This is a genomic window from Maricaulis sp., assembly GCF_034670125.1.
Classification (GTDB): Bacteria; Pseudomonadota; Alphaproteobacteria; order Caulobacterales; family Maricaulaceae; genus Maricaulis.
In genome coordinates, this window is sequence record NZ_JAXMOC010000001.1 from 339,063 (window position 1) to 356,951 (window position 17,889).

The following is a 17,889-nucleotide window of genomic DNA, read 5'->3' on the forward strand; positions in this document are numbered from 1 at the left end:
AGCCCATGAATTGGGCCGCTTTAGCTCAGCTGGTAGAGCAACGCATTCGTAATGCGTAGGTCAGGTGTTCGAGTCACCTAAGCGGCACCATTCTTTCCTCGCTTCCGTTGCGCTTGAACCCGTGCCGGGCATCAGCTCGGGTGGCGGGGTTTGCACGCACAAGACGCGCGCTCAAGGTTTTGGTGGTCGAGATCGCTCCGTCGGGCCACAGCACGTCGACCTCAACCCGCCGGGCCGCGCCGTTCGCCGCAGCGATGATCGGCGCGCCTTGTTCTTTGCGGGCAGCTTCCTACATTCCGCTGCAAGCAAAGAGGAATTCCTGATGAGCCAGGCCGAGGACTACCAGCCGCCAAAAGTGTGGACGTGGGATAGCGAGAGCGGCGGTCGTTTCGCCAGCATCAACCGTCCGATCGCCGGGCCGACGCATGACAAGGCTCTCCCTGTCGGCAAACACCCGCTGCAACTCTACTCCCTGGCGACACCCAACGGAGTGAAGGTCACGATCATGCTGGAGGAGCTGCTGGCGGCCGGCCACGCAGACGCCGAGTATGATGCCTGGTTGATCCGGATCACCGAAGGCGAACAGTTTTCCTCCGGCTTCGTCGACATCAATCCGAACTCCAAGATCCCGGCCCTGCTTGATCACAGTACGGAGACGCCAACCCGGGTGTTCGAGTCGGGCTCCATCCTGCTTTATCTCGCCGAGAAATTTGGCGCCTTCCTGCCGACCGACGCGGCCGCCCGCACTGAAGCCATGAACTGGCTGTTCTGGCAGATGGGCTCCGCGCCCTATCTCGGCGGCGGCTTTGGGCATTTTTACGCCTACGCGCCGGAGAAGTGGGAATACCCGATTGATCGCTTTGCCATGGAAGTGAAGCGCCAGATGGACGTGCTCAACCGCACGCTGGCCGAACGCCGCTACCTCGCCGGGCCCGAATATTCCATTGCCGACATGGCAGTGTGGGCCTGGTATGGCGCGCTCGCACGCGGTGTCCTCTACGAAGCGGCGGAATTCCTGTCGGTCCAGGATTACACCCACGTCCAGCGCTGGGCAGCCGAGATCGCTGACAGGCCCGCCGTCAAGCGTGGCATCAAGGTCAATCGTGTCTGGGGCGAGGACTCCAACCAGGTTCCCGAGCGCCATTCCGCTGCGGATCTCGACGCCCGGGCCTGACCCTTAAGGGCGCGCCGGAGCAGGCCAGCCGGTCGCCGGCCTGCTCCTGTTCCGGCGTTGATCTAGCGGACGCGCAGCAGCATGGCGCTGAGTTCCGCCATGCGGCGCGCATCGGCCGAGGACGGCCCGGCATCCGTGGTTGCGGTATCGAGCCGCTCGGCGGCTGCGGTCAGGGACGCCGCATCCGCGTCTCCGGATGACCAGGCGTCAACCGTGTCCCGAACCATCGCTAGCGCGGCTTGATCAAGCGCCCCGCTGCGGGTCAGCTGATCGAGATAGGCACGGGCCACAACCGGCTCGTCCGGCCAGGTGATGTGCAGCTGGGTCTGGGTGTTTGCCTCATCGAAACGGATCAGCTCGGCCGCCGCGACCTCATTGGCCGTCAGATAGGCGCTGGGCTGGAGGCGGAACACGTCGAGACCGCGGGCGATCTCCGGCGCCCAGACGCGGCCATTATGCCAGTAAGCCGCCCAGTATCCGCCGACGCGCAAGGCGTCGGGCCCAAGCGGACCACGGTCAAAGAAGGCAATCTCGAACGGGTTGTCGCTATCGGTGAAGTCGATGATGGACAGACCGCCACTATACCAACCCTGCACCATGATATCCCGGCCCGGCACCGGTACGATCGAGCCATTGTGGGCGACGCAGTTTTCGATGTCCGACTGTTCGCCCGGTATCTTGAAGAAGCCGCGAAGCTCCAGCTCGCCGTCGACGATGTCAGCGATGAGGTTGGCACCCCAGTTCTCCGGGTCCTCGGCACGGCAGCGCGCACCCAGCCCGCCGCCCCACTCGTCCGTGAACAGAACCTTGTTGGCATCGTTGGAGAATGTGGCTGAGTGCCAATAGGCCATGTTTGGGTCGGCGAGGTCGGAAATCCGGCGCGGATTGACCGGGTCGGTGATGTCCAGAAGGATCCCGTTGCCACCACAGGCACCGCCCGCCAGACCCATTTCGGGATAGACCGTGATATCATGGCAGGCCACAGTCGAGGCCGCGGTCTGGGCGCCGTCTTCCATGGCGCCGCCAGCCCACAGGCCGGCGATCTCGCCGGTCTCATGATTGGTGAAAATACGGGGCCGGCTGACAATCGAAGCCTGCTCGGGACTACCCAGCGGCACTTCAATGACATCGATCGAATAGAGCGCTGTGTCCGGGTTTTCATCCGGCTCGCCACCACTGCACCCGGCCAGCTCGCTGTCCGGACGCGGACTGCTGGTGCCCTGGACATAGATGTAGGCGATCGAGTCATCGGTGGGATGCGGCACGAAGGTGTGGGTGTGAGACCCGCGGCAGGTTTGGACGGCCGCAACCTGACGCGGCGCGTTCAGATCGCTTATGTCGAAAATCCGAACCCCGAGGAACCGTTCCGGGCTCGACTCCGCCTCGACACCGCCATTGCCGCAATCAAGGCGGCCACGGTTCTGTTCAGTCGAGAAGAAAACCAGATCCCCGTGCACGCTGACATCGCCCTGCCCGCCGGGACAAACCACCGACAGGATATGCTCAGGGTCATCCGGATTGGCGGTGTCATAGACATTGAAGCCGTGAAACCCGCCCATGATGACCCGGTCACCGGTGAAGGCGAGGTCCGAATTCGCGAAGGCGAGCAGACCGGGTCCGGTTTCCTCTTCGCCGACTTCATCGTCGCTTGCACCGGAATCATCGGCGCCGGTTTCCGCGGTCTCGTCAGATCCGTCGTCATCCGCAGGCTCATCCTCGCCCTCGCTGTCATCGGGTCGACCGAGCGGGATCATGACTGTATCCAGGTCGAAAAATCCGTCGGGCGGCGGGACTGAAGCCGTCAGCTCGAGATTCCAGATCGCCGTGCCGGCGTCAAACAGGCCCGGCGCCAGGCCTGCCCGAGACGGCGGAGCTTCGCTCATGTCGTCGTCCACGGTGGGCGAACAGGCCACCATTGCCGCGCCCAGCGCGGCCAGTGAGACCATGGATCGGAATGTCGCTTTCATGTGTGTCCCCTCGGACCAGCTGTCTCTACAAATCGGCGAGCATGCCGCGCATGCGCGAAATTTCGGCCGATTGGTCGGCGATCACCGCCGACAGGAATTCGGAAAGTTGCGGGTCCTCGCCATTGCCCGGCCCGGCCAGCAGGTCGGTCACCATGTCGATGGCACCCTGATGATGATGGATCATGCCGGCAAGATAGAGCCGGTCAAACTGGTCGCCGCGGGCGGCCTCGAGCTGAACCATCTGCGCCGGCGACAGCATCCCCGGCATCAACGGCGTATCGGACGGGACACCATGCGCGGCATGATCCATGCCCGGCTCCATGGCGTGATTGCCATGCCCTTGCCCGGATGCCGCCATTGCGGACGCATGCGCCATCCGTGTCGACAGCCCCCGCCGCTCCAGCCAGGCTTGCATCATCTCGATTTCGGAGGCTTGTGAACTGGCGATCCGCGCACCCATCAAGGCGACGTCCGGATTGTCTGTCCGACCGGCGATCAGCTCGCCCATCTCCACCGCCTGCCCATGATGCACAATCATGTGCTGCATGAATCGGACATCCGCCGCCGAGTGCCCGGTCCCGGCCAAGCTTATGGATTGCTCCGGCGTCACGGTGCGTGACGGCAGGCCCGGCGCGCCGGGCTGGAAAATCGGCGGCGATGCGAACGCCTGGGGCGTTCCGGCCAGGATTGCGCCCACAACGAAAATGGTCACTGACTTTATCATGCGCGAGCCCCCCCGGACGCGTGGCACCAGATGCCCGGTCGGAATGTAACCACGCTTGGCGCCGTTCGGGAATAGCCGGCCGCGATCCTGGACTGTCGCGCTCCCGGACGTCAGTCGGCGCCCGGTGACATTTGCGATTGCATGTATCGCTCCTCACCAATCTTCGCGATCAGGCCAAGCTGGGTTTCGAGGAAGTCGATATGGTCTTCTTCACTGTCTAGAATATCGGTGAAGATCTTGCGGGTGACGTAGTCGCCAACCTGTTCGCAATAGGAAATGGCCTCCTTGTAGAAAGGATGCGCTCGCTGCTCGACCTTCAGGTCGCACTCCAGACATTCCCGCAGGTTTTCGCCGATATAGATCTTGGCGATGTCCTGGACATTGGGCAGACCCTCGAGAAACAGGATGCGCTCGATCAGGATGTCGGAATGCTTCATCTCGTCGATGGATTCTTCGTATTCCTGCTTGGCGATCTTGGCGAAACCCCAGTCCTTGAACATCCGCGCATGCAGGAAGTACTGGTTGACCGCTGCCAGCTCGAGCTTGAGGGCTCCGTTCAAAAACTCGATGACCTTGGCATCACCCTTCATGGCGTCTCTCCCGTGCGCAGCATGCCCGGGCAAACTACGCAATGCCGGACACTAGCCAAAACACTATTTTTGCGAGTGAAAGTGGGAATTAATCGCGCCTATTCGGCAGCGGTCGCCAGATCACCGGGCCGCAAACGGTTGGCCGCGATCATGTCGGCAACATCAGGCAGGCAACGGCCGCATTTCGGTTTCGCGTCACACCGCTTGAAAACACAGGCCGCCCCTTTGACAGAGGGGTCGGCCGCAGCGGCCTGAAGCTCGCGGTCACGCAGCGCGTTGCAGATACAGACGAACATGGCCGGTCACTGTTTCCCGATTGACTGGAATCAGTATTCCCGCGAATGCGAATGACTGTCAACTGCATAATAGGGGCCGGACGACTCCGATCGCCCGGCACACAAATTTTTTCAGCAGGTCAGTTTCCGCGCATGATCGATCCCAGCGGACCCAGCACGGACCCCTCGCCCTGGCCGGAGCCGGCGACCGGCACATTGGCCAGGATCCTCCCGGCCAGGCGGGAGAACGGCATGGACTGGATCCAGACTTTCCCGGGGCCGCGGAGACGGGCAAAGAAAACACCTTCGCCGCCAAAGATCATCGACTTGATATTGCCGGCCCGCTCGATCTCGAAATCAACTCCCGGGGTGTAGGCAACCACGCAACCGGTATCGACATGCAGTTCCTCACCGGGCGCCAGCTCACGTTCGATCAGGGTGCCGCCGGCATGAACGAAGACCCAGCCATCGCCCTCCAGGCGCTGCATGATGAAACCCTCGCCGCCGAACAGGCCTGTCATGATGCGCTTTTGCAGCGCGATGCCGACCGAAACACCTTTGGCGGCCGCCAGGAAGCTGTCCTTTTGACAGATCAACTCACCGCCGAGGTCCGGCAGGTGAACGGGAATGATGGTGCCCGGATAGGGGGCCGCGAACGCCACCTTGGCCTTGCCCTGGCCGCCATGGGTGAAGACCGTCATGAACAGGCTTTCACCGGTCAGAAGCCGCTTGCCGGCGCCGGCCAATGCGCCCCACACACCCTGGTTCTTCTGGGATCCGTCGCCGAACACCGCGTCCATGGTGATGCTGGGAGCCTTGAACATCATGGCACCGGCTTCGGACACCACGCTCTCGCCCGGATCGAGTTCGATCTCGACAAACTGGATGTCTTCGCCACCGATCTCGTAATCGATCTCGTCTGTATGAGCCATTGCGCTCTCCCTTTCGCCAGATGGTGCGGCGAGGGTAGCTGCGGTTCGGGCCGGAACAAGCCAAAAGTGTTCCAGATGCGCAAACGGCGTCCGCGATCAATCAGATGGTCTGGATATCAACGTCTTCCGCCGCTTCACGCAGCATGTGGGCGAGTTGGGTCGGCATCTCGCCCTTGTGATTCCGAAAACTGGAATTCTTGTCCATGCGGGCAATGGTATCCGGGAGGTGGTCCGCATCCACGGTCATCGAGCCCGACAGGATCATCAGCGGCGTTTCACCGGCACAGGACTGGGCGGTTTCCAGGGTTTCCGTCGGATGGACGGAATCAGGCAGGCGCAGATCCAGCAGGATCAGGTCGTACTGGGCACGGGCCAGGCAGCGCTTGGCATCTTTCAGCGTGCGGGCGACCTCGAAAGAGATGTCCAGATCACCGGCTTCGCACACCGCGTGCTGGACGAGCATGGCGTCCGCGAAATCGTCTTCGACGTGCAAAACCCGCAGTGCTTGATTGCTCATGGAACTCTCCCTGACTCATATTCTATGCAGGTTGCGTTATCGAACCGTTTACGAAAACTCGAAAATTGCCTCAAAAATCCGCGAAGGCAGGCTGATCCGCCCGCAGCGCCGCGGCGATCACGGTATTCTTGAGCAGCATGGCGATGGTCATCGGGCCAATCCCGCCCGGCACCGGCGTGATCCAGCCCGCATGACCGACGATCTCATCAAATGCGGCATCGCCCACAAGCCGGCTCTTGCCAGCGCCGCGCTCGGGCGCGGCGATGCGATTGATACCGACATCAAGGACGCAGGCCCCTGGCTTCACCCAGTCGCCGCGCACCATTTCGGGGCGCCCGACCGCCGGCACAAGGATATCCGCCGTACGACACAAGGCCGGCAGGTCCGCCGTCCGGGAATGCGCGATCGTGACCGTCGCATTCTTCTCGAGGAAAAGCAGCGCGGCCGGCTTGCCGACAAGGATCGAGCGTCCGACCACCACCACCGACTTGCCGGACAGGTCGCCGAGGGCTCGCTCGGCCAACAGGACACAGCCCGCAGGTGTACACGGACGCAGGCCCGGCTTGCCCAGCACCAGCCGGCCGGCGCTCACCTCGGTCAGCCCGTCGACATCCTTGTCCGGGTCAATGCGCCCGATCACGCGGTTGGTGTCGATATGCCCCGGCAAGGGCATCTGCACCAGGATGCCGTCAACGCCGTCATCGGCGTTCAGGCGTTCGACGATGGCGATAACCTCGTCCTCGGTGACATCGGCCGGTTTGCGGATTTCAATGGAGGTGAGGCCCGCCGCTTCCGTGCGTCGGACCTTGTTGCGGACATAGACGTCGCTGGCCGGGTCATCGCCGACCAAGACCACCGCGAGGCAGGGCGGTCGACCCAGTGATTTCGCAAGCTCGGCCCCTGCTTCACCGGCCAGGGCATCGATCTCGGCCGCAATGGCCTTGCCGTCAATCAGGTGTGCGCTCATCCGCGAAGGCCTCCAGCTGGGCGATAATCCGGTCCCGCTCCGCCCCTGCGGCCACGACCCGGACAGTCTTCATACGTGATGTCGCGCCGCGTATCACATCGACGTCGCGCTTGGGAATACCCAATTGCCGGGCCAGCAGCGCAATCAGCGCCGCATTGGCCTTGCCCTTTTCCGGCACCGCCCGGACGCGGGCCGCAAGATGGCGTCGCCCATCGGCGTCGACCTGCGAGCCCGCCAGACAATCGCGCGATGCGCCCGGGTTCAGCCGGACCTGAATGGTCACGGATTCAGGCGAGGCGCAGATCACGGCGGATCAAAAGATCCGCATCAACTCCATCAGCACATAGCCCTGGATAAATCCGATCAGCAAAAGCAGCACGATGGGCGAAAAATCCATGCCACCCAGCGGCGGCAGGACCCGCCGGATCGGACCGAGCAGCGGCTCGGTGATTGCGCTCGTCATGCGCCATACCAGGGACACGAACTGATTGGAGGTATTCACGACATTGAAGCTGATCAACCAGCTCAGGATGACGCCCGCCAGGACGACAAACCACAGCAGATTCAACAACGGATGAATGATGTAGATGATCAGGCCGTCGATCGGGGACATGGGTGTCCTTCCTCATGTTCTAGCGTTCCCTCCGCTTCTAGCCTGCAACGCGTATTACGGTCCAGACGCGGATGCTTGACAGCGCAGTTCCGTAAAAGTACCGATCGCCTCCTTGGTTCGGGGCCGTAGCTCAGTTGGGAGAGCGCGTCGTTCGCAATGACGAGGTCAGCGGTTCGATCCCGCTCGGCTCCACCATTCGCTTATCTCGCGGCAATCCGCTGGGCGGATGCCTCCGATGGGGCGGCCTGACCGGCCGACGCGCGGTCGCGCTTGCGAACCCTGCGGGCTCGAATTCAGCACCCTCGGTTCCACCATTCGCTTGATCTCGCGGCAATCCGCTTCGCGGATGCCTCCGATGGGGCGGCCTGACCGGCCGACGCGCGGTCGCGCTTGCGAACCCTGCGGGCTCGAATTCAGCACCCTCGGCTCCACCATTCGCTTGATCTCGCGGCAATCCGCTTCGCGGATGCCTCCGATGGGGCGGCCTGACCGGCCGACGCGCGGTCGCGCTTGCGATCCCTGCGGGCTCGACTCCGCCGCGAGCATCCGGCAACGCAGAAGCCCCAGCGCTGCCTCCCCGGATCGGGCGGTTTCCAGCCGCACAGCGCTGGAGTACCGGCGAAAGGCCACTTCAACCAGGCCGCTATCAACTTCGCAATCTTCAACCAGCAGGACAGTCTTCATCAAGGGGCCTGGAAGCGGCCGGGCCAACCGGCCGCCTGACCCGATCCTGTGCGTGGCGACGGGCCGCACGTAGACCGGCTGCAAAACTGCCATCGGTGACAACCGACCGCCCGTGTTCCAGCTCGCACTGTGCTGGTTTTTTGGCTTGCCTCCCTGCTCCCGGCATTTACACCTACTTTTTGTAGTGAATTTCCAGCCAGACGGGGGCGGCTTTGGATTGGGGCAAGGCGTTGCGCGATTACCGCGCCCGGACGGGGTTGAACCAACAGGGGCTGGCAAAGCAACTCGGCATCAGCCAACCGCAGATATCCCGCATCGAAGCCGGGACAGCCCGACCCCGCACGGATATCGCAAGCGCGGTTCGCGCCTTGATTCACAAGCCCGGCAATCGCAGCCTGTTTGACGGCCTGCTGACCACCATCCAGTTCAGCCCCCATGTCGCCTGCCTGGTTCAACCGGAGGGCGACGACATTCGCTATGTCGCCCTGTCACGAGGCTTTCGCGAACACCCGCAATTCCGCACGATCGAGGTCGGGCAGGTCGTGCGCAAGGCGGCGAGCCGCAATGGAGAAGCGTTGGTGCTGGCGACGATCGGAAGCGGTGTTTTCGACGGCGAAGTCACCCGGATCGACGCCATCTGGGAAGCCGAGATCGACAATCAGCTGAACCATTGGCACGGCGTAATGACACCGATCCGCTCGAATGGCGGTGGCTGGTATCTGCACTGCGCGATGCAGCCGCTGTCTGCCGGCGAATTTGCCGGGATGTCGTCAAACAGACCCGGACCGCTGGTGGTTCACAAGCTGAATTGACGACCCCACATACCGCGCGAACGCTTCCTTTACCGCAATCGGATATGACCGTCGGCATGAGACCTGTCGCCATCTTCCTCTGCACCGCCCTTGGCACCCTGCTCGCCGCCATGGGTCCGGTTGCGACGGCATCCGCCGGCGGGACGGCCAGCCCGCCCGCCCAGGAATCATCCGAGGACAGCCGTCACCGGACGATCACCTCGTCGGAAACCTATATGCCGCTGCCGCCGATGACCGCCACGGTCCAGGCCAATCACCGTGCCCAGGGCCTGTTGCAGATCGAGGCCGGGCTCGAGATCTCTGACAACCGGCTGCGTCGCCGGGTCGAGATGTACATGCCCCGGCTGCGCAATGCCTACCTGTCGGCCCTGACCATCTATACGGGCATGCAGTATCGCTATGGTGATGTGCCGGACGCCGACCGGATCGCCCAGATCCTGCAGGAGGCAACCGACATCACGCTCGGTCAGGAGGGCGCCGAAGTGCTGATCGGGATGATCATCATCCACGGCGACTGACGCCGGTCACCGACCCGCAATCGTGTCCATGAATCTGGCCAGCTCGACGTCCAGCCCGGTGACACCATCCGCGTCATGGGTCGCCAGCGTCACATCCACCTTGTTCCAGACATTGAACCATTCCGGATGATGATTCATCGCCTCGGCCTTCACGGCAACGCGACTCATGAAGCCCCAGGCTTCGTTGAAGTCGGCAAACTCGAAAACCTTGCGGATCGCATCACGGTCCTGCACCGCCTGCCATCCTGACAGGCGCTGAACCGCGGCTTCTGCACCAATCTTTTCCATGGTCAGCGAACTCCCGTTTCGATTTATTCCGCAGGCACCGTTCCGGTTTCACCCAGGCGCATTGGCTCGATGCCGAGCGACTTGAACAGGTCGAAATCCTCATTCTTTTCCGGATTCGGCGTGGTCAGAAGCTCCTCGCCAACAAAAATCGAGTTGGCACCGGCCAGGAAGCACAGCGCCTGCAGCTCACGGCTCATGCCCTCGCGACCGGCCGACAGACGGACCATCGAGCGCGGCATCAGGATGCGGGCGGTCGCGATGGTGCGGACAAAGTCGATGCCATCCAGCGGCTTGCTGTCGCCCAGCGGCGTGTTGGGAACGGCGACCAGATGGTTGATCGGCACGCTTTCCGGGTGGGGGTCCATCGACGCCAGCTCTGTCAAAAGGCCGATCCGCGCGGCTTCGTCCTCGCCCATGCCGACAATGCCACCCGTGCAAACATGAATGCCGGCCTCCCGGACACGTGACAGCGTATCGATGCGGTCCTGATAGGTCCGGGTCGAGATGACACGGCCATAGTCTTCCGGCGCGGTATCCAGATTGTGGTTGTAATAATCGAGGCCGGCTTCGCGCAGCTTGGTGGCCTGGCTGTCGGTCAGCATGCCGAGTGTGACACAGGTCTCCATGCCCATCGATTTGACGCCGGTGATCATGTCGCAGATCACATCTTCATCGCGGGTCTTCAGCTCGCGCCAGGCCGCACCCATGCAAAACCGTGTCGCGCCACCGTCTTTGGCCTTTTTCGCCGCATCAAGGACATCATCGAGCGGCATCAGCTTGGAGGCTTTCAGCCCGGTATCGAAATGGGCCGACTGATTGCAGTAGCCGCAGTCTTCGGCACAGCCGCCCGTCTTGATCGACAGGAGCTGCGAGGTCTGCACCTGATTGGCCGGGTGGCATTGCCTGTGCACGGACTGCGCCGCAAAGATGAGATCGCTGAACGGCGCACGGTAGATTTCTCCGGCCGTTTCGCGTGTCCAGTCTGTGCGGACCTGCGTCAGCTGGTCGATATCGTTGAGATGGCTCATGGAAGATCAGTCCCGAAAAATGACACCGGAAACTAGGAAGACCGGCGCTCCGCGTCCAGACATGACACTGCGCTGGGCTGCCAGGATTCTGCTGGTGGTCTCCATTGTGCTCATCACCGACCTCGCCCTGCAACCGGGAACCGCTCTGCCGCCGCGCCTGTTCGGCTCGGACAAGCTTGAGCATTTCGGGGCGTTCTGTGTGCTGGCCATTCTCGCCCGCATCGCCTGGCCCGGCTCGCCGCGCTGGATCGCCCTGCTGCTTTTGGTCGGTTATGGTGGCGGGATCGAATGGCTGCAGGCAGCCGGCGACGCCGGTCGGACCGCGTCCATCGGCGATATGGTCGCTGATGCGCTCGGAACAGTGACGGGCCTGGCACTGAGTGCATGGGTCGGATCACGCCGATCGCTTCAGGTCTGAAAAAAAGGCCCCGCCGAAGCGGGGCCTCTCTTCATTGCCCGGACATCAGTCCTTGGCGGGCGCGTCGTCCGCTGGCTGCGCCGGGCCTTTCGTGCCCCACTCGTCGCCATTGAAGTTCGGCGGCAGCTCTCCGGTCTTGTCGAACCGCTTGGTCATCGAGATGACAGCTCCGGACAACAGGATCAGTGAGATAACGTTCGGGATCAGCATCGCCGAATTGGCGATATCACCGAAACGCCACAATCCCTCGACGTTCAGGATCAGGGTGCCGACAAAGGCCACACCCACCCAGGCAAACCGGAACGGCTTGGCAATCCAGTCGCCAGCCAGATAGGTGATGCACTGCTCGGCATAGTAGGACCAGCCGATGATGGTGGTGAAGGCAAACAGGGCCTGTGCCGCCAGGATGACCCAGGCACCGGCAAACATGCCCTCGGCATAGGCCGCTGTGGTAACGGCTGAAGCCTCCAGTGAGGTCGACTGCCAGGCATAGGCGACGGTGGCGCCATCACCGGACGGGAAACTGCCCTCGACCACCAGGATCACCAATGCGGTCATGGTGCAGATCACCATGGTGTCGATGAAGACACCCAGCATGGCGATTTCACCCTGCTTGACCGGATTCTTGGTTTGCGCAGCCGCATGAGCGATCGGCGCAGAACCCTGACCGGCCTCGTTCGAGAACAGGCCGCGTGCAACACCCGCACGAATGGCCGCCAGGACACCATAGCCGGCGGCCCCGCCGACGGCCTGTTCCAGGCCGAACGCGTGGCTGAAGATCGTCCCGAATGCACCCGGGATGTGATCAAGATGCGTCGCCAGCACGAAGACGGCGGCCCCGACATAGGCCAGCGCCATGAACGGGATGATCTTGCCGGCAATCGAGCCGATCGACTTGATGCCGCCAATGATGACGATGAAGACAAGCGCCGAAAGAACCAGGCCGACGGCCCAGGTCGGGATCGTCACGCCCATCGAGGCGCCGGCTTCCACGGCACTTTGGGTAACCGAATTGGCCTGGATCATGCCGCCGGTGGCGATGGCCGACAACACGGTACCGGCGCAAAACAGGACAGCCAGCCAGCCCCAGCCCTTACCCAGACCATTGCGGATATAGTACATCGGGCCGCCATGATAATGGCCGTCCGGGTGTTTTTCGCGATAGCGCACCGCCAGACTGGATTCGGCATAGGCCGCGGCCATGCCGAAGACGGCCGTGACCCACATCCAGAAGATCGCGCCGGGACCACCCAGCGTCAGCGCCGTTGCGACACCGGCGAGATTACCGGTTCCGACCTGTCCGGACAGTGCCGTCGACAGCGCCTGCCAAGGCGTGATCTCACCTTCACCGGTGGATTTGCGGCCGGCCCAGAGCTCGCCAAACGCCGGGAATAGGCGGCGCAGCGGGCGAAAGCCCAGGCGGATCATGAAATAGAGGCCTGTGCCCAGAAGCATATAGGTAATGGGACCCGACACCGGGATAATCCGTGTCCCGTTCCATTGCCCGCCCCAGAGAAAGTCGCTGATCGTGAAGATCAGGTCGAATATGGCGTCCATGCCACTCCCCATTTGTTTGCTGCGCGCACATTAGGAAGTTGTTCCCGGGTGTGGAAAGGCTTTTCTGCGTCTCCTTTGCAGCCAATCCTCCTGTTGGAGTAAAGTTCGCGTCATTTCCGCCGATGCCCACCGGTTTACAGGTCAGCGCGACACGATGGGCTGCATCAGGACTTGGTTCGCAAGCTGGGCTGGTGGGCGGGCACACCGATTGGACGACGGCCCGTGGACGCGTGGATGGCTACAAATAGGTGCCGGCGAGCGTGACCACCTGGCCGCCGGTGCCGATCTTGAAACGGGCGATCCCGGCGCCGCTGGTCGTATTCACACCGCCCAGATCCAATTGCCGGACACCCCGCGCCCGCAACTGCTCGATACCCTGCCACAGCAGCAGGTTATGGGCGCCGCGCGGCGCATGCTCATGATCGAGCCAACCCATCTGATAGCTGGCGGCAGAGCCGTGAATGACGAACATCATCGCCGCCCGCTTCTGCTTGCCCTCGTCCAACCGCAAGACAAGCAGCGTATCGCGGTCACCCTTGGCCGTGACGTATTCGGGCACGAGGGCCGCCGGGGTCGAGCGGTATCCACGGGCGGCGCGCTGCCCTTCCTCGGTCTCCAGAAGCCATCGGTATTGCGCCGGCTTGGTGCCGCTGACCGTCACCTTCAGACCGGCTTTTTCCGCCGCGGTCAGATTGTTGCGCCATTTGGAGTCCAGCCCGGCGCGCAAGGCCTCGAGCGGCTGGTCAAGATCCAGCAGAACGGTCGAATAACCCGTCATGACCCGCTTCATGCGGCTCATGCCCGCCGGATCGGTTTCATCCGGCGAGAACAGGACGACCCTCGGTCTGGCCAGGCCCAGCCCGGCCTTGAGTGCACGGCAGGCGTCGGCCTTTGCCTCGGGTTCAACATCCTCCAACCAGACCGGTCCGCGGGTGCACAGCGCCATGCTGACCAGTCCGGCAATCTTGCGACTGGTGAACTGCGCCAGGCCGACCAGCACGCCGTCTGCGACCAATCCGGCCCGCAGGGCGGTTCCACCCAGGGCCTTCACGGCGTCGCCATAACTCCAGTCCTGTTGCAGGGCGGCCGGGTGGGCCATCAGGGCCAGGTCCCAGGTCGGCCGGCCAATGTCGAGATCAATCTGCATGGCAGGAAGCGTTAGGGAAATCCGGTTAATGAGAGTTAAGCATAACCAAAAGGACGCAGTCATGTTTGCCAAACGCCCGCAGTCCGTGATGGGTCATCGCATCGCCGAGCCGCGCCCGACCCTGATGGCCGTGTGGCTGGCCTTTCTTTATGTCGGGGTGCCGCTGCTGGTCCTGACAGGACTGCTGGATCTGGGCATGCAGGTCTTTTTCGGCGTGTGCACGGGACTTTGGTGCCTGAACTGACGCCCGGACACCCACAAAACAGACGACAATCGCGTCATGGCGTGCTTGTCTGCGGTCTGGCTATCGGGGGATTCCAGCATGAGACTGATGATTGTGGCCATCGCGGCCCTGGCTGTTACGGCCTGCTTTCCAAGTGACCGGACCACAGATGCGAGTGAGGCATCCACTGCAGTTGCCCAAGCGCTCTATGATGCGTTCGCAGTCGGCGATGTTCCGGCATTCACCGCCCTGCTGGATCCGGAAATCGTCTGGAACGAGGCCGAGAATTTCCCCTATGACGGCGGCAATCCCTATATCGGGCCGGACGCAGTGTTGGGTGGCGTGATCGGACCGATTGTTTCCGGCTGGGACGGATTCACTGTCACGCCGGAACACATGATCGCCCAAGGCAACCGGGTCGCGGTGATGGGCCGCTATACCGGCACGTTCAACGCGACCGGAACCCCCATGGATGCGCAATTCGTCCATGTCTGGACCATCGAGAACGGTCGCGCCGTCGCCTTCCAGCAATACGCCGACACCTGGCAGGCCCGAAACGCCATGGGCCTCGACTGATCGATGGTTTGACCGCCGGCTGACCAGCAAGGGTCAGCCGGTCGTCAACCGTGTCGGAGACATTCGCGAAGCGAACTGCCGCGAGATCCAGGAAATGGCGCACCTTGGCGGATCAGGTTCAAACCCCACAGCCCTGAGCGCGTTCCATGTGAGCATCGACCCCGGCACCGAAATTGGCATCAGGCTCGGGTCGAGCGGAACGGGAACAAAGGGAAAGATGGCGCACCTTGGCGGATCAGGTTCAAACCCCACAGCCTTGAGCGCGTTCCATGTGAGCATCGACCCCGGCACCGAAATTGGCATCAGGCTCGGGTCGAGCGGAACGGGAACAAAGAGAAAGATGGCGCACCTTGGCGGTTCAGGTTCAAACCCGCAGCCCTGAGCGCGTTCCATGTGAGCGTCGACCCCGGCACCGAAATTGGCATCAGGCTCGGGTCGAGCGGAACGGGAACAAAGAGAAAGATGTTGGACGTCACAAGTCGTTGGACGTTGCGCAAGTACATTCAATATCTTAGCCGAAGCGTGCGTCCAATTTGGCTAGACCAAACGTCAAATCAGTTTGGACAAAACGTCTCATTCAGCAGAACAAGTTGGATCTTCCTCTCATCGGGCAAAAAAGCGCCGCCCCAGTTGGGGGCGGCCCTTAGACGATTTGGCTGTATCGATTAGAGGTAGCGGTGAAGTTCGTGCGCACGACCCACAATTCGGTCGACGAGATGAGAGGTTTCAGACTCCGGCGAAACACCGAATCCAACACCATCAACGAGTACGAAGCCGCCACCAGGTTCCCGCCGCACTTCGGCTCCAGGCCAGATCTTCTCAGGCTCAACAGCAGCAGCGAGGATCTTCCGCAAACGGCCGCCCTCATTGACAGACCTGAACAATGCCACAAGGTCATAGCGATCAAGTGTCGGCTTGCGGGTAACTTTGAATGACCAATTCCGCGATGTCGCCTCCACTACAATCGCAGGATCAGTAATCACGCGAGCTGTTCCAGGCACCGATGCCGATGCGAACTTCTCGGTAAGTTCATCGCGCAGTACCTCAAGGGCTTGGAAGCCGGTGCGACTCTCTAGCCTAATGCCCACAAGACTGTGAACCTGTTCCCGAGAGACGAAACAAACTACACGTTTCCCATACTCGTTGATCGGCTCCACGCCTTTTTTTCTGAGCAACTTGAGCGCGCTCCGCGCAGAGCATCTCAACAACGGGGCATAATCAGCCGCCCTGGCGTAGGCGTCCTCGAATGCATCGAGAGACGCCTCGCAAATCCGTGATCGGCCAGATTCATCCTCGACAATCTTCAGGTAAGAAAGCTCAACCAGCTGGGCCAAACCGTCAGTTTCCGTTCCGAGACGTGCCTTTGCTTTCGCGAACGTGATTGCGTTCTTGATCTGGGCACCGGGCCGAAGGCGTGTCTTTTGGAAATAGGCGACCCTCGCACCATGGAAGAACGGCGCATCTTGATCATAATCGATCAGGCCAATGGTATTATTCCGAATGAGCTGTGAATAGGCTGCGGGGAGCGAGATGCCGACTTTAGCGGCAAACGACGCGAGAGGCATTCCCTTGGGGTCGAAGCCCTCGCGCCGCCCCTGGTGCGCCCGGGCGATAAAGGCTTTGATCGCGTCTTCCTGGAAATAGCGCTGCCCATCACACCGGAAGTCCATTTTGAGGGTCCCCCTGCTGACCAGCTCGTCGACCTCATCAATTGTGCAGCCCAGCTCCGCCGCGACGTGCTCCAAAGATAAAGCGGTGGCAATATAGCGCCTGACAGCATCGATGTTGTCACTACTGAGGCGATAAGCCCGTGTGTGAGCGCATCGCTGAGTCGGAACCGCCGCCGCCTCCAAAATCTTGCGCAGATATTTGCTTTCGAGCTTCAAGTCAGTAGCGACTGATTCCAAAGTCCAGGCCCCGTCCGCGCCGTCATGTTGAGACAGCCTGCCGGAGGGAGTAGCAAGACCACTACGAACCCGAACTTCGCCAAAGCAATCGCTGACCAGCGTACGCAAGCCTTCCGTTGGAATGGTGCGAGTGAGCTGCGGGGCGTAGTGGCAGCGCGAGTGATAGCGAGTCTGATCGGAATCAGGCTGCAGCCACTTAGCCTCCGCGAGAAATTTCACGATTGCGTCTCGGCCCGCAAGCAGTGACGGAAAACTGAACTGCGCCAAATTTCGGAGCTCACATGGTGTGTGCGAAGGCGATTCTATCCCTCGGTGGAGCTTGGTCAGGACGACCGCAGCCCGGAGAACGGAATGCAAGGACTGTCCAGCAAAGTGAGAAGGCTCTGCCGTCTCCACCCCCGTTACCTTGTTGAAGACGTGACGATCCAACGCGGTGGCGGGGTAGGGTATGGCGTGGTCTTGGCCAATCATTACACCCCGCTGGGTCCAGCCGGCCTCCGGGTACCGCCAATCAATCGGGTCGCCGTCGAGTCCCTCGATCAGCCTCACGTCATGGATGGGGCATGCGGCCACCGGCACGATGTCGAACCAAATCCGGATATAGCGCTCTTCCTCCAGGCAGAGCGGGCAGACCCGGCGTCGACCCTTCGAGAACGTCCGACTGGGGAGCAGATGACCGCAGATTTCATAGCCTTGAGTCGTGCGCCTGGGCGTGTTCCAGGCGAGTTCGTCGCTACCGTAGATGGGGAGTTGGTTCACAACCTCCAACTGCTCGTCGAAATCCCAGTCTAGTCCGTTCAGGCCTAGCGAGAGCAGAAAGGCCTCGGTACTGAACGCGTAGTTGGCGGTCGCTGCCCGCTGCAAAAATCCGTAAACGGGCTCGTGCGGATAGACCTCACCCGGCCAGTTCGACATGGGAAGCCTAGCGATATCCACTACGTCTTGATGGGCACTGACCATCTTATTTCCTTC

The 17,889-nt window shown here is 61.9% G+C and carries 20 protein-coding genes, 2 tRNA genes and 1 pseudogene; 9 read left to right on the plus strand and 14 right to left on the minus strand.

Annotated elements, in window-relative coordinates; translation table 11 throughout:
• Positions 1-14: 14 nt before the first annotated feature.
• Positions 15-90 (plus strand) — tRNA-Thr (locus VOI18_RS01310).
• A 232-nt stretch (positions 91-322) separates the two neighbouring features.
• Positions 323-1,174, plus strand: a complete 852-nt coding sequence (gene yghU / locus VOI18_RS01315; protein WP_323760622.1) for a glutathione-dependent disulfide-bond oxidoreductase — start codon at positions 323-325, stop codon at positions 1,172-1,174.
• Between the two features lie 62 nt (positions 1,175-1,236).
• Here the strand turns inward: yghU and VOI18_RS01320 are convergent, their stop codons facing one another.
• The 9 genes from VOI18_RS01320 to VOI18_RS01360 form a co-directional block, all read right to left on the minus strand.
• Entirely contained in the window at positions 1,237-3,141 is a 1,905-nt protein-coding gene (locus tag VOI18_RS01320; RefSeq protein WP_323760623.1) for a hypothetical protein, read from the minus strand.
• A 25-nt stretch (positions 3,142-3,166) separates the two neighbouring features.
• Complete coding sequence (locus tag VOI18_RS01325; RefSeq protein ID WP_323760624.1) at positions 3,167-3,853, minus strand: DUF305 domain-containing protein; 687 nt, start codon at positions 3,851-3,853, stop codon at positions 3,167-3,169.
• 122 nt (positions 3,854-3,975) lie between these two features.
• On the minus strand, positions 3,976-4,455 hold the full coding sequence (gene bfr, locus VOI18_RS01330) for a bacterioferritin (RefSeq protein ID WP_323760625.1): 480 nt from the start codon (positions 4,453-4,455) through the stop codon (positions 3,976-3,978).
• A gap of 98 nt (positions 4,456-4,553) precedes the next feature.
• The gene (locus tag VOI18_RS01335; RefSeq protein WP_323760626.1) at positions 4,554-4,751 is read right to left on the minus strand and encodes a (2Fe-2S)-binding protein; all 198 of its coding nucleotides are present in this window, start codon (positions 4,749-4,751) and stop codon (positions 4,554-4,556) included.
• Between the two features lie 119 nt (positions 4,752-4,870).
• Entirely contained in the window at positions 4,871-5,662 is a 792-nt protein-coding gene (locus VOI18_RS01340; RefSeq protein WP_323760627.1) for a TIGR00266 family protein, read from the minus strand.
• A 100-nt stretch (positions 5,663-5,762) separates the two neighbouring features.
• Positions 5,763-6,179 carry a response regulator gene (locus VOI18_RS01345; protein ID WP_323760628.1) on the minus strand — a complete coding sequence of 139 codons (417 nt, stop codon included), beginning with the start codon at positions 6,177-6,179 and terminating at the stop codon, positions 5,763-5,765.
• Positions 6,180-6,249: 70 nt separating this feature from the next.
• Positions 6,250-7,146 (minus strand): bifunctional methylenetetrahydrofolate dehydrogenase/methenyltetrahydrofolate cyclohydrolase FolD, encoded by an 897-nt coding sequence (gene folD / locus VOI18_RS01350; protein ID WP_323760629.1) that lies wholly within the window; start codon positions 7,144-7,146, stop codon positions 6,250-6,252.
• Entirely contained in the window at positions 7,127-7,429 is a 303-nt protein-coding gene (locus tag VOI18_RS01355) for a DUF167 family protein (RefSeq protein ID WP_323760630.1), read from the minus strand. The genes folD and VOI18_RS01355 overlap by 20 nt, the downstream gene beginning before the upstream one ends.
• Before the next feature lie 30 nt (positions 7,430-7,459).
• Positions 7,460-7,759 (minus strand): YggT family protein, encoded by a 300-nt coding sequence (locus tag VOI18_RS01360; protein ID WP_323760631.1) that lies wholly within the window; start codon positions 7,757-7,759, stop codon positions 7,460-7,462.
• A gap of 119 nt (positions 7,760-7,878) precedes the next feature.
• Here VOI18_RS01360 and VOI18_RS01365 point away from each other — a divergent pair.
• From VOI18_RS01365 to VOI18_RS01375, 4 genes and pseudogenes are all read left to right on the plus strand, one after another.
• Positions 7,879-7,954 (plus strand) — tRNA-Ala (locus VOI18_RS01365).
• Between the two features lie 719 nt (positions 7,955-8,673).
• Positions 8,674-8,802 (plus strand): annotated as a pseudogene (locus VOI18_RS15030) (helix-turn-helix transcriptional regulator); the annotation flags it as partial.
• A 9-nt stretch (positions 8,803-8,811) separates the two neighbouring features.
• Positions 8,812-9,255: a hypothetical protein gene (locus VOI18_RS01370; protein WP_323760632.1), complete on the plus strand. Its 444-nt coding sequence runs from the start codon at positions 8,812-8,814 to the stop codon at positions 9,253-9,255.
• Positions 9,256-9,311: 56 nt separating this feature from the next.
• Positions 9,312-9,773, plus strand: a complete 462-nt coding sequence (locus tag VOI18_RS01375) for a hypothetical protein (protein ID WP_323760633.1) — start codon at positions 9,312-9,314, stop codon at positions 9,771-9,773.
• Between the two features lie 6 nt (positions 9,774-9,779).
• Here VOI18_RS01375 and VOI18_RS01380 read toward each other — a convergent pair whose 3' ends face one another.
• Complete coding sequence (locus tag VOI18_RS01380; RefSeq protein ID WP_323760634.1) at positions 9,780-10,061, minus strand: 4a-hydroxytetrahydrobiopterin dehydratase; 282 nt, start codon at positions 10,059-10,061, stop codon at positions 9,780-9,782.
• 23 nt (positions 10,062-10,084) lie between these two features.
• Positions 10,085-11,089 (minus strand): biotin synthase BioB, encoded by a 1,005-nt coding sequence (bioB, locus tag VOI18_RS01385; RefSeq protein WP_323760635.1) that lies wholly within the window; start codon positions 11,087-11,089, stop codon positions 10,085-10,087.
• Here bioB and VOI18_RS01390 point away from each other — a divergent pair.
• Positions 11,088-11,507: a VanZ family protein gene (locus tag VOI18_RS01390; RefSeq protein WP_323760636.1), complete on the plus strand. Its 420-nt coding sequence runs from the start codon at positions 11,088-11,090 to the stop codon at positions 11,505-11,507. The two genes, bioB and VOI18_RS01390, sit on opposite strands and share 2 nt — an antisense overlap.
• 45 nt (positions 11,508-11,552) lie before the next feature.
• Here VOI18_RS01390 and VOI18_RS01395 read toward each other — a convergent pair whose 3' ends face one another.
• Both VOI18_RS01395 and VOI18_RS01400 read right to left on the minus strand, forming a co-directional pair.
• Entirely contained in the window at positions 11,553-13,064 is a 1,512-nt protein-coding gene (locus VOI18_RS01395) for a sodium:alanine symporter family protein (protein WP_323760637.1), read from the minus strand.
• A gap of 238 nt (positions 13,065-13,302) precedes the next feature.
• Positions 13,303-14,211, minus strand: a complete 909-nt coding sequence (locus tag VOI18_RS01400) for a lipid II:glycine glycyltransferase FemX (RefSeq protein ID WP_323760638.1) — start codon at positions 14,209-14,211, stop codon at positions 13,303-13,305.
• A 61-nt stretch (positions 14,212-14,272) separates the two neighbouring features.
• Here VOI18_RS01400 and VOI18_RS01405 point away from each other — a divergent pair, with 61 nt between their 5' ends.
• Together VOI18_RS01405 and VOI18_RS01410 are read left to right on the plus strand one after the other, a co-directional pair.
• Entirely contained in the window at positions 14,273-14,455 is a 183-nt protein-coding gene (locus tag VOI18_RS01405; RefSeq protein ID WP_323760639.1) for a hypothetical protein, read from the plus strand.
• 78 nt (positions 14,456-14,533) lie between these two features.
• Entirely contained in the window at positions 14,534-15,010 is a 477-nt protein-coding gene (locus tag VOI18_RS01410) for a nuclear transport factor 2 family protein (protein ID WP_323760640.1), read from the plus strand.
• Positions 15,011-15,675: 665 nt separating this feature from the next.
• Here VOI18_RS01410 and VOI18_RS01415 read toward each other — a convergent pair.
• The gene (locus VOI18_RS01415) at positions 15,676-17,877 is read right to left on the minus strand and encodes a TniQ family protein (RefSeq protein WP_233350754.1); all 2,202 of its coding nucleotides are present in this window, start codon (positions 17,875-17,877) and stop codon (positions 15,676-15,678) included.
• Positions 17,878-17,889 lie beyond the last annotated feature (12 nt).

Bases quoted from the DNA above. Each gene is read 5' to 3' on its own strand.
- VOI18_RS01395 (WP_323760637.1), bottom strand. From the start codon at position 13,064: ATGGACGCCATATTCGACCTGATCTTCACGATCAGCGACTTTCTCTGG.
- VOI18_RS01400 (WP_323760638.1), bottom strand. From the start codon at position 14,211: ATGCAGATTGATCTCGACATTGGCCGGCCGACCTGGGACCTGGCCCTG.
- VOI18_RS01335 (WP_323760626.1), bottom strand. From the start codon at position 4,751: ATGTTCGTCTGTATCTGCAACGCGCTGCGTGACCGCGAGCTTCAGGCC.
- bioB (WP_323760635.1), bottom strand. From the start codon at position 11,089: ATGAGCCATCTCAACGATATCGACCAGCTGACGCAGGTCCGCACAGAC.
- VOI18_RS01340 (WP_323760627.1), bottom strand. From the start codon at position 5,662: ATGGCTCATACAGACGAGATCGATTACGAGATCGGTGGCGAAGACATC.
- VOI18_RS01320 (WP_323760623.1), bottom strand. From the start codon at position 3,141: ATGAAAGCGACATTCCGATCCATGGTCTCACTGGCCGCGCTGGGCGCG.
- VOI18_RS01360 (WP_323760631.1), bottom strand. From the start codon at position 7,759: ATGTCCCCGATCGACGGCCTGATCATCTACATCATTCATCCGTTGTTG.
- VOI18_RS01380 (WP_323760634.1), bottom strand. From the start codon at position 10,061: ATGGAAAAGATTGGTGCAGAAGCCGCGGTTCAGCGCCTGTCAGGATGG.
- bfr (WP_323760625.1), bottom strand. From the start codon at position 4,455: ATGAAGGGTGATGCCAAGGTCATCGAGTTTTTGAACGGAGCCCTCAAG.
- VOI18_RS01410 (WP_323760640.1), top strand. From the start codon at position 14,534: ATGAGACTGATGATTGTGGCCATCGCGGCCCTGGCTGTTACGGCCTGC.
- VOI18_RS01390 (WP_323760636.1), top strand. From the start codon at position 11,088: ATGGAAGATCAGTCCCGAAAAATGACACCGGAAACTAGGAAGACCGGC.
- yghU (WP_323760622.1), top strand. From the start codon at position 323: ATGAGCCAGGCCGAGGACTACCAGCCGCCAAAAGTGTGGACGTGGGAT.
- VOI18_RS01375 (WP_323760633.1), top strand. From the start codon at position 9,312: ATGAGACCTGTCGCCATCTTCCTCTGCACCGCCCTTGGCACCCTGCTC.
- VOI18_RS01345 (WP_323760628.1), bottom strand. From the start codon at position 6,179: ATGAGCAATCAAGCACTGCGGGTTTTGCACGTCGAAGACGATTTCGCG.
- folD (WP_323760629.1), bottom strand. From the start codon at position 7,146: ATGAGCGCACACCTGATTGACGGCAAGGCCATTGCGGCCGAGATCGAT.
- VOI18_RS01415 (WP_233350754.1), bottom strand. From the start codon at position 17,877: ATGGTCAGTGCCCATCAAGACGTAGTGGATATCGCTAGGCTTCCCATG.
- VOI18_RS01405 (WP_323760639.1), top strand. From the start codon at position 14,273: ATGTTTGCCAAACGCCCGCAGTCCGTGATGGGTCATCGCATCGCCGAG.